Raw genomic sequence first — 14,681 nt, forward strand, 5'->3', positions numbered from 1 at the left:
GGGGGGGGGGGCCGACATTCAGCGTTTTGGGTGTGGGCCCCGCCCCCCCCCCCCGCCTTCGTGCTGCCCCCCCCACCTCTCCCCCGATCGACGGGGTAGAGGAAGGGCGCGAACTTATGCAGACCGGCGCCTTTCCTCTCCCTCCGGAGGGGGGAGAGGTGGCGCCGCGAAGCGGCGCCGGAGTGGGGGAAGCCCTTCGCGAAACGCGAAGCCGCCGAAAAACGGCGGCAACTCGGCCAGCGCAAAAACTCAAACAAGAAATAACGTCATGACCAAGAAGCCGGAAAAGCCGGGCTCCGCCAGCATTCGTGTCCTCAAGACGCGGATCAAGAAGAAGAGCGGCCTGAAGGAATCGTCGCGCCGCTGGCTGCAGCGCCACATCAATGATCCCTATGTCCAGCGCTCCAAGGCCGACGGCTATCGCTCGCGCGCGGCCTACAAGCTGATCGAGATCGATGACAAGCATCATCTGCTGAAACCCGGCATGAAGGTCATCGATCTCGGTGCGGCCCCCGGCGGCTGGTGCCAGGTGGCGGCCGCGAGGACGAAATCGACGGCTGATAATCCACATGTCATCGGCATCGACTATCTCGAAATGGATGCGGTGCCGGGTGCGCCGGTGCTGCTGATGGATTTCCTCGACCCGGAAGCGCCGCAAAAGCTCGCCGAGGCGTTGGGCGGCGACCCCGATGTCGTGTTGTCGGACATGGCCGCGCCGACGACGGGTCATAAGCGAACCGACCACATCCGCACCATGCATTTGTGCGAGGTGGCCGCCGATTTCGCGCTGTCGGTGCTGAAGCCGGGCGGGCATTTCCTCGCCAAGACCTTCCAGGGTGGCGCCGAAAACGAGCTGCTGTCGATGCTCAAGAAGAACTTCCGCTCGGTGCACCACGTCAAGCCGCCGGCGTCGCGCGATGAGTCGGTGGAACTGTATTTGCTGGCGAAGGATTTTAAGGGCAGAGAGCCACCAGTGGCATCGTCATCCTAGGGCGAAGCAAGGAGCGAAGCGACGCAGCGCAGACCCTAGGATCCATGCCGTGACGTTAACGCGTTGAAAACGCTCAGAATTCTGTGCCGCTGCATCCTTCGATCAAGATCACGGCATGGATCCCAGGGTCTGCGCGACGCTTTGAGTCGCTTCGCCCTAGGATGAACGAAGCGATGAGGGGCGCTCGCCCCTTACTTTCCAGCCGTGCTCACCGGCTCCAGTGTCTTCGGCGTCGTCATCCGGCCATGACCCGACACGGCGTTGCCGGCATCCGGCGCCAGCCGCGTGAACGACACCGACGCCGCCGCTGACACTGCCGCCACGATGAAGAAGGCGATGTGGAAATCGCCGAGCGCCAGCGGTCCGCCATGGATCGAGGTCGAGACTTCCAGGATGCCGCCGGCCAGCGCCACGCCGAGCGCGATCGACAGTTGCTGGAACACCGCCGTGATCGGCGTTGCCTTGCTGGTGTCTTCAGCCGTCACCTCGGCATAGGAGAGCGCGTTGACGCCGGTGAAGAACATCGAGCGGATGAAGCCGCCGACCAGCAATATCGCCAGCATCAGCGCGTAAGGCGTCTCCGGCGTGAACAGGCCGTATATGGCGATCGATGCCGCGGCGATCAGCGAGCCCCAGATCAGCACCCGGCGGAACCCCGCAAGCCGGAAGATCAGCGCGGTAACGAATTTCATTCCGATGGCGCCGATAGCCGAGACGAAGGTGATCATGCCCGACTGGAACGGCGTCAGCCCGAAGCCGATCTGGAACATGAGGGGCAACAGGAACGGCACCGCCCCGATGCCGATGCGAAACAGCGAGCCGCCGAGCACCGAGGAGCGGAACACCGGGTTGCGGAACAGTTCCAGCGCCAGCAGCGGGTTCTTGGCGCGCCGCGCATGCAGGAGATAGAGCACGCCGGAAATCAGCCCGACCGCCACGGTGATGAGGCCGGTCGCCGGCGGCAGATAGGGCAGGCTGACCACCGACAGGCCGAAGATGACGCCGGAGGCCGCCAGCCCGCTCAGTACGAAACCGACGAAATCGAGCGGCGGCGTCTCCATCGAGTCGGTTTGCGGCAGGAAGCGCGTCGCCAGCCAGATGCCGATCAGGCCGATCGGCACGTTGATCAGAAAGATCCAGTGCCAGGTGAAATAGGTGGTGATGAAGCCGCCGATCGGTGGTCCCACAAGCGGGCCGACCAGCGCCGGCACCGTCAGCCACGACATGGCCGCGACCAGCTCGCTCTTCGGCGTCGCGCGCACCAGGACCAGCCGGCCGACCGGCGTCATCATGGCGCCGCCTATGCCTTGCAGGAAGCGCGAGACGACAAAGGCCGGCAGTGAATTGGAGATGGCGCAGCAGACCGAGCCGACGATGAAGACGCCGATCGCGGCGCGAAAAATGGTCTTCGCGCCGAACCGGTCGGCCATCCAGCCGCTGATCGGAATGAAGATCGCCAGCGCCACCAGATAGGCGGTCAGCGCCAGCTTGAGCGCGATCGGGCTGGTGTGGATGTCGACGGCAATCGCCGGCAGCGATGTCGCGATGACGGTCGAATCCATGTTTTCCATGAACAAGGCGACCGCCAGAATGAGCGGAATGATGCGGTTCAACGAACGCGTCCGAACTGGTCTAAATCCTGCCGGCCAATCCAAACAATGAAAAGGCGGGCAAGCCGATACAAACGGGCGGTTATCACGCCTCAGGCGCGATGTCGCATTAATTTGCTGTCACTTTTGTGCGACCGTGGGCGGACAAGAGGCGTCGCTGCGTTTCGCCACATTGAATGAACTTGCGAAAATTGACCTGGTTCACTATGCTGTAGTGAATATAACTACTATATGGACAATGCTATGGAAGAAGCCGTTTCCGCAGCCGACGCCAACCGCAAATTCTCGCTCCTCCTGCGCGGTGTCCGCGAAGGACAGAGCTATGTCGTGACCAGCCATGGGCGCCCCGTGGCGCGGATCGTGCCTGCAGGGCAGCCCGACCCTGCGGCGTCTCGTTCGCGCACAGCGCTGCTGTCGCGCCTCGAACGCCAGCCTGTTGTAGAAGCCGGGCGCTGGAGCCGCGACGAGCTTTACGAGGACGAGCGGTGAAGGTCGCGCTCGATACCAACATCCTTGTTTATGCCGAGGGGATCAACGGAGCCGAGAAGCGCGACATCGTTTTCGGCCTGCTGCACGACATTGCGCAAGAGGCAGCCGTCATTCCAGTCCAAGTGCTCGGCGAATTGTTCACCGTTCTCACACGCAAGGCCGGACGATCACGTGCACAAGCGCGCGACGCCCTGTTGAGCTGGCGCGACGCGTTTCCGGTTGTCGGCACGACGCCGGAGGTGATGACGGTCGCGGCTGATCTTGCGACCGATCACCATTTCGGCATCTGGGATGCGACCATCCTGTCTGTTGCCTCGCAAACCGGTTGCCGGCTGCTGCTGTCGGAAGATCTGCAGGACGGCTTCACCTGGGGCGGCGTAACGGTCGTCAATCCTTTCGCGTCACCGCGCCATGTCTTGCTCGATGCCCTGTTGGGCAAGTCCGCCGAATAGGCCAGGACCGGCTTTTCAACCACGCCGCGACGTGTTACCAGCCAGCGCCAATCCTGAAAGGGAAGAAACGAGTCGGCGCTGTCCATTTCGGTCCAGCGCTTTTTTGTATTCTCCCAGCGCTTTTCGTATCCGAGGACTGGCCATGGCAAAAATCATCGAAACGTCCACCGGCGCGCTGGCGCTGACCTTTGACGACGTGCTGTTGCAGCCCGGTCATTCCGAGGTCATGCCCGGTGAGACCGACATCCGCACCCGCATCGCCACCGACATCGACCTCAACGTGCCGATCCTGTCGGCCGCCATGGACACCGTCACCGAGGCGCGGCTCGCCATCGCCATGGCGCAGGCCGGCGGCATCGGCGTCATCCACCGCAATTTCTCGCCGGCCGAACAGGCCGAGCAGGTGCGTCAGGTCAAGAAGTTCGAATCGGGCATGGTCATCAATCCGGTCACCATCGGCCCCGACGCCACGCTCGCGGACGCGCTGGCGCTGATGCGCACCTATTCCATCTCGGGCATTCCGGTGGTCGAGAATGGCGGCAGCGGCGGCCAGAAGATCGGCCGCCTGGTCGGCATCCTGACCAACCGCGACGTGCGCTTCGCCTCCGATCCGGGGCAGAAAGTCTACGAATTGATGACCCGTGAGAACCTGATCACGGTCAAGGAGAATGTCGACCAGGACGAGGCCAAGCGGCTGCTGCACCAGCACCGCATCGAAAAGCTCGTCGTCGTGGACAAGTCCGGCAATTGCGTCGGCCTGATCACCGTCAAGGACATCGAGAAGTCGCAGCTCAACCCGCACGCCACCAAGGATGCGCAGGGGCGCCTGCGGGCGGCGGCCGCCACCAGCGTCGGCGATGACGGCTTCGAGCGCGCCGAGCGGTTGATCGACGCCGGTGTCGACCTCCTGGTCATCGACACCGCGCATGGCCATTCGCAGCGCGTGCTCGATGCGGTGACGCGGGCCAAGAAGCTTTCCAATTCCGTGCGCATCCTGGCCGGCAACGTCGCCACCGCCGAAGGCACGCAGGCGCTGATCGACGCCGGCGCCGATGCCGTCAAGGTCGGCATCGGCCCGGGCTCGATCTGCACCACGCGCATCGTCGCCGGTGTCGGCGTGCCGCAGCTTTCGGCGATCATGTCGGCGGTGGAGACGGCGCATAGATCAGGCGTGTCGGTCATCGCCGACGGCGGCATCAAATATTCGGGCGATCTGGCCAAGGCGCTTGCCGCCGGCGCCAGTGCGGCCATGATCGGTTCGCTGCTGGCCGGCACCGACGAAAGCCCGGGCGAGGTCTATCTGCATCAGGGCCGCTCCTTCAAGGCCTATCGCGGCATGGGCTCTGTCGGCGCCATGGCGCGCGGCTCGGCCGACCGCTACTTCCAGGCCGAGGTTCGCGACACGCTGAAACTGGTCCCGGAAGGCATTGAAGGGCAGGTGCCCTACAAGGGACCTGTGTCTGGCGTGCTGCACCAGCTTGCGGGCGGGCTAAAAGCCGCTATGGGTTATGTCGGTGGCCGCGACCTTGCCGATTTTCGCGAACGCGCCACCTTTGTGCGCATATCCAACGCCGGACTTCGTGAAAGCCACGCCCATGACGTCACGATTACCCGCGAAAGCCCGAACTATCCTGGCGGAGCCTGACCGGCAGCCAGAGCGGTACATGCTCTGGCGCCACCAGGCGACGATCGTGCTGCGGCTGGCGCGCCATGCCGGCGCGCTGTGCTTTGCCGCCGCGGCGGTTTTCATCATCATGACGCTGCTGGAATTCTTCTATTTCCGCCGGCTGAGCGGTGGCCTGCCGTCGCTCGACGTGCGCCTTGGCGGGTTCACGCCCGACGAGGGCATGGCCTGGCTGACGGCACTCGGCCGGCGCGGCAGCGAGATCATCCTGGTCTGGCACTATTTGACTTTCGACCTTCTCTTCCCGGCGCTGCTGTCGCTGACCATGGTCAGCTTGATCCTGGCAACCGGGCGGCGGCTGAAGAGTTTTCGTGCCATGCCGGTGCAGCTTCAGGCACTGTTCGCGCTGGTCATCGTGCTGCCCTACACGTGCGCCGACTACGCCCAGAACATTGCGGTGGCGCGGCTTCTGTCCGATGCGCTGTCGGCCAACCCGGATTCTCTGTCTTTCGCCTCGTCGCTGATCGTCACCAAATTCGCGCTGCTGGCGATCCCCGTCATCGTCATCGCGTTTTTGATCCTTGCCGCCCAGCGGCGTCCACAGGCATGAACGACAGAGCAGGGGCAACGCCATGAGCCAGACCGCGATTTTCTGGCCGATGCTGGCGCAGGTGTTCCTCGTCTATATCGTCTATGTCGTGATGGGCCGGCGCCGCTACGGCGCGGTCAAATCGGGCGAGGCCAAGGTCGGTCAATACAAGGTGCGCACGACCGAGCCCGGGTCGAGCGTCACGGTTGCCAACAATCTCATCAACCAGTTCGAACTGCCGGTGCTGTTCTATGTGCTGTGTCTGGCGCTGCACGCGACCAATGGCGTCAATTATCTGACCCTGGCCTTGATGTGGATTTTCGTGATTTCCCGCTATGGCCACGCCTGGGTCCACCTCACCAGCAACAATCTGCGGTTTCGCAGCCGCGCCTTCTACGTCGGCGCGATCATTCTCTTGCTGGCATGGATCTGGTTCGCGCTACACCTGCTCGGAGCGGTGTAGGGCAGTTGTTTACCCTCCCCCTTGTGGGGAGGGTCGCTACGCGCAGCGGAGCGGGGTGGGGGTCTACAAATCGAACACCGCGATCTTGCGCTTGTCGAACTTGATGCCGATTTCGCCGCGCACCAGCTTCAGCGCGGCTTCGCCGAACACCGTACGCCGCCATCCCTGCAGCGCCGGCACGTCTGCGGCTTCGCCTTCGGCGGCGATGCGGTCGATGTCGTCGCTAGACGCCAGCACTTTCGAGGCGACGCCTTCCTTCTCGGCGACGATCCGCAACAGAACTTTCAGCAGCTCGGAGGCGGCATTGGAGCCCTCGGGCGGCTGAAAGCTCTTGGGCAGCTTCGGCATCTCTTCGCGGGGCAAAGCGAGCGCCGTGTTGACCGCGCCAAGCAATGCGGTAGCCGTCGACGAACGCTCCCAGCCTTTCGGCGTCGTGCGCAGCTTGCCAAGGGCTGCCGCATCGCGCGGCGCCTGCTGGGCGACCTCGTATATGGCGTCGTCCTTGAGCACCCGGCCGCGCGGCACGTCACGCTCGCGCGCCTCGCGTTCGCGCCATGCCGCCACCGTCTGCACGATCGCCAGCTCCTGGGGCTTGCGCAGCCGCATCTTCAGCCGCTTCCAGGCGTCTTCGGGGTGCGGATCGTAGGTTTCGCGCGAAGTCAGCACCTCCATTTCCTCGTTCAGCCAATGGGCGCGGTTTTCCCGCTCCAGTTCGGCGCTGAGATGCTTGTAGACGTCGATCAGATGGGTGACGTCGGCCAAGGCATAGTCGAGCTGCTTGTCCGACAGCGGCCGGTGGCGCCAGTCGGTGAAACGCGAAGATTTGTCGAGCCGTGCGCCGGTGATGCGCTGCACCAGCTGATCGTAGGAGACGCTGTCGCCGAAGCCGCAGACCATGGCCGCGACCTGGGTGTCGAACACCGGATGCGGCACCAGATCGCCGAGATGGACGATGATTTCAATGTCCTGGCGGGCGGCATGGAAAACCTTGACCACCGCCTCATTGGCCATCAGCCGGAAGAATGGGGCGAGGTTGATGTCGGGCGCCAGCGGGTCGATCAGCGCGGTGACGCCGGGCGCCGCCATCTGGATCAGGCACAGAATCGGCCAGAATGTCGTTTCGCGGATGAATTCGGTGTCGACGGTGACGAAATCCGACTTTTCAAAAGCGGCGAGAACGGACTCGAGCTCATTTTGGGTGGTGATGACGTGCATCAAATCGCTTTTTAGTAACGGGTAAGGTTCTCTTTCAATTTCAGCCATGGGCGCTTTCGTCAAGCCGCCCTTCGGTCAAGTATCGGCCGATCCGTCGGAATCGCCATTTCTGCGCGCCAGCCGCGCGAAGACGGTTGATGTGCGCAGCAGCGCCGTGAAGCGGCTGCGCTTGCCCGCCGGCACGCTGCCGCGCACCTGCATGCGGTAGAGAATGACGGCGATGAGGGTGGCGTAGACGACTGCGCTGAAGACAAACAGGGCGCCCGGTCCGAAATGTTGCATCACTGCGGACGCCGCGAAGGGGCCACCAATGGCGCCGAAGGAATAGAACAGCATCAAGGAGGCGTTGATCAGCACGAACTCGCCCTTGTCGGCGCGGTCGTTGGAATGCGCCGCCGATAGCGAATAGAGCGGCATGGCGAAGCTGCCGAAGATGAAGACGATGATCAAATTGAGGGTCGGATCGGCGCCGGCGACGAAGACCAGCGCAAGCGCGGCGAACATGGCGCCGCATGTCGTGGCCAAAAGCACCGCGCGCCGATCCCAGCGGTCGGAGAGGTAGCCCAGCGGATACTGGATGAGGGCGCCGCCGAAGATGCCGACGCTGACGAAGGTGACGACATCGGCCACCGACATGCCGATCTGCTCGGCATAGACTGGCGACAGCGTGCGGAACGCGCTGTTGGTGACGCCGACGCAGATGCAGCCGAAGCAGCCGAGCGGCGAAATCCGCCAGACGCGGGCGAGATCGAGCTTGACGTCTTCCGGCGGCGTCGGGTTGGAGCGGTCGCCGAGCGACACCGGAACCAGCGACAGCGTGATCATCATCGACATGATGGCGAAGATGGCAAAGCCGCCGGGGCCGAAGATCGGGATCAGGAACTGCGCGCCGGTTACCGAGCCGATATCGACCATGCGGTAGACGGCGAGCACCCGCGCACGATCCTTGTTTTCGACGCCGGAGTTCAGCCAGGCTTCCATGACGGTGAACAGGCCGGCAAAGCAGAAACCGCCGGCAAAGCGCACCGCGCACCACATCACCGGATCGATCACCAGCACCAGGAGCAGCGTACTGGCAGCGGCGATGGCGGCGAGCGCTGAAAACGTCCGGACATGGCCGACTGCCTTGAGGATACGGGTGACGGCCAAGCACCCCAACAGGAAGCCGGCGAAATAGAACGTACCCATCAGGCCGATGTCGGAGGCCGAAAATCCTTCCTGCGCGCCGCGCAGCGCGATCAGCGTGCCCTGCAGCCCGTTGCCGCCAAGCAGGATGCCGGCGGCGATGAGGAGCGGGATCAGCGGGCGGATGGAGGACATACGGAACCGTTGATTAGAGCATGATCCCGAAAAGTGGGAACCGGTTTTCGGAAAAGATCATGCTTCGAGAAAGAGTTGGATGAGTGTGACGATCGACGAAACGTCATACTCGTCCAGGTGCCTCCACAGTTCTGAACCATCGATGTGGCCAATGCCAGTGGCTTATCCCGCCGCTAACAGGTGTGTGGCTTTCAGGTAGGGCCGTTCAGGCTTCGTAAGCCCTCGTCAAAGCTTCATCCGCTTGTGCGGCCGGGCGGGACGCCCTTCGGCCAAGCGAGCCGGCGGTCAGCAGGCTGAGGATGATGAACGGAATGCCGATGCCGAAGGCCGAACGGATGCCCCAATGGTCGGAGACGAAGCCGAGCAACGGCGGGCCGAGCAGGAAGGCGACGAAGGAGATCTGCGACAGCGCCGCGACATTGATTGCCGCGGAGCGGTCCGTGCGTTGGGCCGCCGCCGAGATCGCCAGCGGAAAGATCGCGCTGCTGCCAATGCCAAGTAGCGCAAAGCCCAGCATCGATACAAGCGGGGCAGGCGAGAAGAAGACGAGCAGCACGCCGACCGCCATCGTCGCCAGCAGCACCCGCGCCACGCCGCTCGGCGAGTGGCGGTCGACAAAGGAGTCGGCAAAGAAGCGCGTGGCCGCTTGCGAGAATGCAAACAGCGCCACCGTGAAACCGGCGACGAAAGGGCCCGCATCGAACACGGTGCGCATGTAGATTGCCGACCAGTCGATGCTGGCGCCTTCCATCAGCATCGCCGACAGCGTCACCGCGACGAGGACGAGGATAGGCAGCGTCGGCCGCGCCAGCCTTGGCGCCGTCTCGTCATTGCCGGCGAAGCGGCTCGGCGCCGGTTCGTAACCGCCGAGAAACAGCGCGATTCCTGTCGCAACCATCGGTACGACAATCGCCAGGTGCAGTTGCGGCGATATGCCGAGATGCGCAAGCGCGGCGCCGAACAGGCCAGCGCCGAAAAAGCCAATGCTCCAGAACGAATGCGCCCGGTTCATGATCCGGCGCTTGAGCAGGAATTCGGTTCTGTCGGCCTCGACGTTGAGAATGATCTCGACGCTGCCGATCATCAGGCCGACCGGAAACAGCATCAGGAACAGCGCAAGCGGCCCAGGCGCATGCACGGCAATGGCAAAGACAACCGACAAAAGCGGCACCAGCCCGAGCAGCGCGCGGCGGAAGCCGATGCGCTCCAGGATCGGCGCCGCCAGCGTCAGCGCGGTCAAGGTGCCGATTGGCGTCCCGATCAGGCTTAGCCCGAGCGTGCCGTCCCCGATGCCCATGGCGTGCTTGATGTCGGGCAGCCGCGGGAAGATTTGGCCCATGGCGAACGAATAGATCGCAAAGCCGGCGTAGACCCGGTGTTGCGGAGCGAGGCGGAGGCCAAAGGTCATGAAGATGCTTTCAAGGCAAGAGAGTCGACGGTTGTCACTGTTTGACATGCCTACATCTTGCACAAACATGCAAATCGTGCAAGAACGTGCATGAAAAAACAGGATCATGCAATGCTGACCGATGAGCGGCATCAAATTATTCGCGATCGCCTGGCCGTCGAGGGAAGGGTGCTGGCCGGCGAGCTGGCAGGCCGCTTCGGCGTTTCGGAAGACACGGTTCGCCGCGACCTCAGGGAGTTGGCCAAGGCCGGGCAGTGCCGCCGCGTCTATGGCGGCGCGGTCGCGGCCGCACCCTTCGCGGCCACGCCGGTCGGCCTGCGCGCCGGCCATGCGGTCGAAGAAAAGACGCGGCTGGCCCGCGCGACCGTGGCACTGCTTTCGCGCGGACAGACCCTGTTCATCGACAGCGGCTCGACCAATGCCGCGATCGCCAGGGCCATCCCGCGCGACATCGATCTGACCGTCGCCACCAATTCGCTCGAAATTGCCTCCGTCCTGTCAGACCACGCTTTGGTCGAACTGATTGTGCTGGGCGGGCGGTTCGACCGCCATCTCGGCGCCTGCGTCGGCGCCGACACGCTTGCCGCTGTCGCGCAACTTGGCGCGGACCTGTTTGTTCTCGGATCCTGCGGTCTCGAGGCGTCGCGCGGCGTCACGGCCTTCGATTCGGCTGAGGCCGAGGTAAAGCGGGCGATGGCCAAGAACAGCGCAGGCATCGTCATCGCTGTAACCAACGACAAGCTAGCCACAGCCGCACCCTACCGGGTCGCCAGGCCAGAGGCGATCCGCCACCTCGTGGTCGAAAAGACCGCGCCGGCCGCGATCCTCGCCGACTTCGAACGCCAGGGCGCTGAGATCCATTTGGCTTGAATGCGGGCTAGGTCGACAATGTTAGCGCCAATGACCGACCGAATTGGCGGTCGAACACGTCCTATCGTTCAAACTCCGCCACCGCTCGGCGCAAGAGTTCGCTCTGCTCGGGTGGCATCAGTCTATGCGCTTCTCGCAGAAGATTGAGGACGTCCGGTTCGGAAAAATGAGTCGGCACTGGTAACACATGAACCCTCCGCACATCGGTGTCGGCAGGTAATGCGCGCGAACCGTTATCTCGATGGCCGAAGGAGTGTTGGGATCAGCCGATAGAAAGAGATCAAAAAATTCTTTTTCTGTCCCATGCTGGAATCTTTTGCATAAGTAGCGTTTGGTCCTCCCGCCGGACTCGTTCGATACGTCGACGAATTCATGATCTTGGCCGTGGCGAGTTGCAAGTTGGTCCGCGAAGCTAGAAAAGTCTGTCATAAGCGGAGCAGGGGGTGATGGCACCTCCAGTCCAAGATTCATTGAGTCATGGAGGGCTTCCGGATCAATGAAGTTGCCTTCCGAGACGAATGCCAGTTCCACGGACACGGATTCATCTGGTTTTGTCCCTTGGTTGGCGAGCACCATGGCGAAACTGCCAATCAGTGCCAAGTTCTCGATCAATTGATAGAAAACGGCCGCGTCCAACTCTCCTATGTTTTCGGTAAAAACCGAGATTTCTTCAGCATAATTGTTGATATCTTTCATAGAAACTTTTCCGAGCCTGGGTATGTCGAAACCCCAAGGATCAGCAACGACATCATGTTGCCTCGCCACGGACTCGGGCGTCTGGAGGCCATGGCATTTCAGCAACTTCGCCTTGAGCTTTTTAAAAAAAGTATCTGGATCGAAATGGCTATCAAAGCCCGCGAAAATGCGATGTTCGATCTGTTCCTCCAGCCGCGCGAGTACGGTGTTCGGATGGGCCGAAAGCCTTTCTCGTAGTTCCTTATTCTCAGCCCGCAGCCGCATTGTAGCTGGGCTCTCAAGTTCGGTTCGCACCTGTTCCCAAGCATCGGGCCTCACGGCCTTCATTCCGTGCTGTCGGGCGACCCTAATTGGCCTTGCGTCATTCGCGACCATTATCATTTCGAGGCCGCCGGAATCTGAAGCATGAAGTAACTGGGCGACGATCCTCGAGTCGGGTTCCGTCAGATCGAAAGCCTGGTCGTCTAATTCGGAATCACGGGGGCGGTCTAGAAAAACAAACTCAACGCCTATGTTGATATTGGAGCGATATCGATAATCGGCGTTGGCTTCAGCCGAGCGAAGTATTTTTTGATACTCTCTCGTCCGATTATCCATGTATCCGGTTACGGTTCCCTTGTGACTATCAATTTCCTTCCTGAACTTGGGCGCATATAAACACAGTTACTGAACTAGAATCTGGAAAGAGCTCGTTCCACTTAAGGTTTTCAACGTTCCCGAAGTGGAGAAGGATGTTAGAGTCGACGCCCACGTTGATGTGAGTCATTGATGAAGCCGATTTGTTCGAATGAATCGCCAAGACGATACCGCCACGGCCAGCCAGCATCAATGTTAGTGGAATCAGCGTGTCGCGAGAAGACAATATGGCATGCGGCAGCCTAGCCACTCATTAGCAACCCTGCGAGAGTTTTAGAGGCCCCTGGCAGCTAACTGCGGAAAACTTCGCCGGATCCGTCTACCGCGATGGCGCCCGATCGCCCGGCTTGCCTTGACAAATCCGGCCTCCCATGCGCTTTTCGCGCAAATTTTGGACCGGGCTTTGAGCTCGGCCCACAACCCAGCACCCCGGACTTTTGACATGACAATGCATCGTTACCGCAGCCACACCTGTGCCCAGTTGAGAAAGAGCGATGTCGGCTCTTCCGTCCGCCTGTCGGGCTGGGTGCATCGCGTGCGTGACCATGGCGGCCTGCTGTTCATCGATCTGCGTGACCATTACGGCTTGACCCAGATCGTCGCCGATCCGGATTCGCCCGCCTTCAAGGTCGCCGAGACGCTGCGTGGCGAATGGGTGATCCGCGTCGACGGCGAGGTCAAGGCGCGCCTGCCGGACACCACCAACGCCAACTTGCCGACCGGCGAGATCGAAATCTTTGCCCGCGAGGTCGAGGTGCTGTCGGCAGCCAAGGAATTGCCGCTGCCGGTGTTCGGCGAGCCGGACTATCCCGAAGACATCCGCCTGAAGTATCGCTTCCTCGACCTGCGCCGCGAGACGCTGCACAGGAACATCGTGGCGCGCACCAAGATCATCGCTGAGATGCGCAAGCGCATGACCGATGTCGGCTTCACCGAGTTCTCGACGCCGATCCTGACGGCTTCCTCGCCGGAAGGCGCACGCGACTTCCTGGTGCCGTCGCGCATCCATCCCGGCACCTTCTACGCGCTGCCGCAGGCGCCGCAGCAGTACAAGCAGCTGATCATGGTTTCGGGCTTCGACCGCTATTTCCAGATCGCGCCCTGCTTCCGCGACGAGGACCCGCGCGCCGACCGCCTGCCCGGCGAATTCTACCAGCTCGACCTCGAGATGAGCTTCGTCGAGCAGGACGACGTGCTGTCGACCATGGAACCGGTGATGCGCGGCGTCTTCGAGACCTTCGCCAACGGCAAGCCGGTGACGCAGACATTCCAGCGCATCCCGTACGATGTCGCGATGCGCAAATACGGTTCCGACAAGCCGGACCTGCGCAACCCGATCGAGATGCAGGCCGTCTCCGACCATTTCCGCGATTCCGGCTTCAAGGTCTTCGCCAACATCCTGGCCAACGATCCGAAGGCCGAAGTGTGGGGCATTCCGGCCAAGACCGGCGGCAGCCGCGCCTTCTGCGACCGCATGAACTCGTGGGCGCAGGGCGAGGGCCAGCCGGGACTGGGTTACATCTTCTGGCGCAAGGAAGGCGACAAGCTTGAAGGCGCCGGTCCGCTGGCCAAGAACATCGGCGAGGAGCGCACCGAGGCGATCCGCCAGCAGCTCGGCCTTGCCGATGGCGACGCCGCCTTCTTCGTCGCAGGCGATCCGAAGAAGTTCGTCACCTTCGCCGGTGCCGCGCGTACGCGTGCCGGCGAAGAACTGAACCTTGTCGACCGCGAGCGCTTCGAATTGTGCTGGATCGTCGACTTCCCGTTCTTCGAATGGAGCGAGGAGGAGAAGAAGATCGACTTCGCCCACAACCCGTTCTCGATGCCGCAAGGCGGTATCGACGCGCTCAACGGCGACGACCTGCTCGGCATCAAGGCCTTCCAGTACGACATGGTCTGCAACGGCTTCGAGATCGCCTCTGGCGGTATCCGCAACCATTTGCCGGAAACCATGGTCAAGGCGTTCGAGACGGTTGGCCTCGACCGCGCCACGGTGGAAGAACGCTTTGGTGGCCTCTACCGCGCCTTCCAGTATGGCGCCCCGCCGCATGGCGGCATGGCGGCCGGCGTCGACCGTGTCGTCATGCTGCTGGTCGGCGCCAAGAACCTGCGAGAGATCACCATGTTCCCGATGAACCAGCAGGCCTACGATTTGTTGATGAACGCGCCTTCGGAAGCCTCGCCGCAGCAGTTGCGTGATCTGTCGCTGCGTGTCGCGGCAGTGAAGAAGGACTGACAGCAGCGTTGCAGCTGCCCTTTCTCCCCGTCTCTATACGGGCAGAAATGTCCGGCAGGACAATGAGGGGCAGCACGCATGC

General features: G+C 62.4%; 13 protein-coding genes. 8 read left to right on the top strand and 5 right to left on the bottom strand.

Annotated elements, in window-relative coordinates:
- Positions 1–268 precede the first annotated feature (268 nt).
- Positions 269–991, top strand: a complete 723-nt coding sequence (locus NKI88_RS00005; RefSeq protein WP_023711559.1) for an RlmE family RNA methyltransferase — start codon at positions 269–271, stop codon at positions 989–991.
- Between the two features lie 191 nt (positions 992–1,182).
- Here NKI88_RS00005 and NKI88_RS00010 read toward each other — a convergent pair whose 3' ends face one another.
- Complete coding sequence (locus NKI88_RS00010) at positions 1,183–2,604, bottom strand: MFS transporter (RefSeq protein WP_023673037.1); 1,422 nt, start codon at positions 2,602–2,604, stop codon at positions 1,183–1,185.
- A 240-nt stretch (positions 2,605–2,844) separates the two neighbouring features.
- Between NKI88_RS00010 and NKI88_RS00015 the strand changes: the two genes are divergently transcribed.
- From NKI88_RS00015 to NKI88_RS00035, 5 genes are all read left to right on the top strand, one after another.
- Positions 2,845–3,090, top strand: coding sequence for a type II toxin-antitoxin system Phd/YefM family antitoxin (locus tag NKI88_RS00015; RefSeq protein ID WP_023673036.1), 246 nt, complete (start codon positions 2,845–2,847; stop codon positions 3,088–3,090).
- Positions 3,087–3,542: a PIN domain-containing protein gene (locus NKI88_RS00020; protein WP_023673035.1), complete on the top strand. Its 456-nt coding sequence runs from the start codon at positions 3,087–3,089 to the stop codon at positions 3,540–3,542. The genes NKI88_RS00015 and NKI88_RS00020 overlap by 4 nt, the downstream gene beginning before the upstream one ends.
- 142 nt (positions 3,543–3,684) lie before the next feature.
- Positions 3,685–5,187: an IMP dehydrogenase gene (guaB, locus tag NKI88_RS00025; RefSeq protein WP_023742866.1), complete on the top strand. Its 1,503-nt coding sequence runs from the start codon at positions 3,685–3,687 to the stop codon at positions 5,185–5,187.
- 19 nt (positions 5,188–5,206) lie between these two features.
- Positions 5,207–5,776, top strand: coding sequence for a hypothetical protein (locus tag NKI88_RS00030; RefSeq protein WP_023673033.1), 570 nt, complete (start codon positions 5,207–5,209; stop codon positions 5,774–5,776).
- A gap of 22 nt (positions 5,777–5,798) precedes the next feature.
- Complete coding sequence (locus NKI88_RS00035; RefSeq protein ID WP_023682427.1) at positions 5,799–6,218, top strand: MAPEG family protein; 420 nt, start codon at positions 5,799–5,801, stop codon at positions 6,216–6,218.
- 63 nt (positions 6,219–6,281) lie between these two features.
- On the opposite strand, the gene rnd is transcribed toward NKI88_RS00035, so the two are convergent.
- The 3 genes from rnd to NKI88_RS00050 all read right to left on the bottom strand — a co-directional run bounded on the left by rnd (position 6,282) and on the right by NKI88_RS00050 (position 10,161).
- On the bottom strand, positions 6,282–7,433 hold the full coding sequence (rnd, locus tag NKI88_RS00040; RefSeq protein WP_023708785.1) for a ribonuclease D: 1,152 nt from the start codon (positions 7,431–7,433) through the stop codon (positions 6,282–6,284).
- 75 nt (positions 7,434–7,508) lie between these two features.
- Entirely contained in the window at positions 7,509–8,753 is a 1,245-nt protein-coding gene (locus NKI88_RS00045; RefSeq protein ID WP_352653459.1) for an MFS transporter, read from the bottom strand.
- 205 nt (positions 8,754–8,958) lie between these two features.
- On the bottom strand, positions 8,959–10,161 hold the full coding sequence (locus tag NKI88_RS00050; RefSeq protein ID WP_352653460.1) for an MFS transporter: 1,203 nt from the start codon (positions 10,159–10,161) through the stop codon (positions 8,959–8,961).
- 90 nt (positions 10,162–10,251) lie between these two features.
- Here NKI88_RS00050 and NKI88_RS00055 point away from each other — a divergent pair, with 90 nt between their 5' ends.
- Positions 10,252–11,031: a DeoR/GlpR family DNA-binding transcription regulator gene (locus NKI88_RS00055; RefSeq protein ID WP_352653461.1), complete on the top strand. Its 780-nt coding sequence runs from the start codon at positions 10,252–10,254 to the stop codon at positions 11,029–11,031.
- 117 nt (positions 11,032–11,148) lie between these two features.
- Here NKI88_RS00055 and NKI88_RS00060 read toward each other — a convergent pair whose 3' ends face one another.
- On the bottom strand, positions 11,149–12,324 hold the full coding sequence (locus NKI88_RS00060) for a hypothetical protein (protein WP_352653462.1): 1,176 nt from the start codon (positions 12,322–12,324) through the stop codon (positions 11,149–11,151).
- A gap of 481 nt (positions 12,325–12,805) precedes the next feature.
- On the opposite strand from NKI88_RS00060, the gene aspS reads away from it, so the two are divergent.
- Positions 12,806–14,599, top strand: a complete 1,794-nt coding sequence (gene aspS / locus NKI88_RS00065; RefSeq protein ID WP_352653463.1) for an aspartate--tRNA ligase — start codon at positions 12,806–12,808, stop codon at positions 14,597–14,599.
- Positions 14,600–14,681: the final 82 nt, after the last annotated feature.

It is taken from the genome of Mesorhizobium sp. M0317 (assembly GCF_040321555.1).
Taxonomy (GTDB): Bacteria; Pseudomonadota; Alphaproteobacteria; order Rhizobiales; family Rhizobiaceae; genus Mesorhizobium.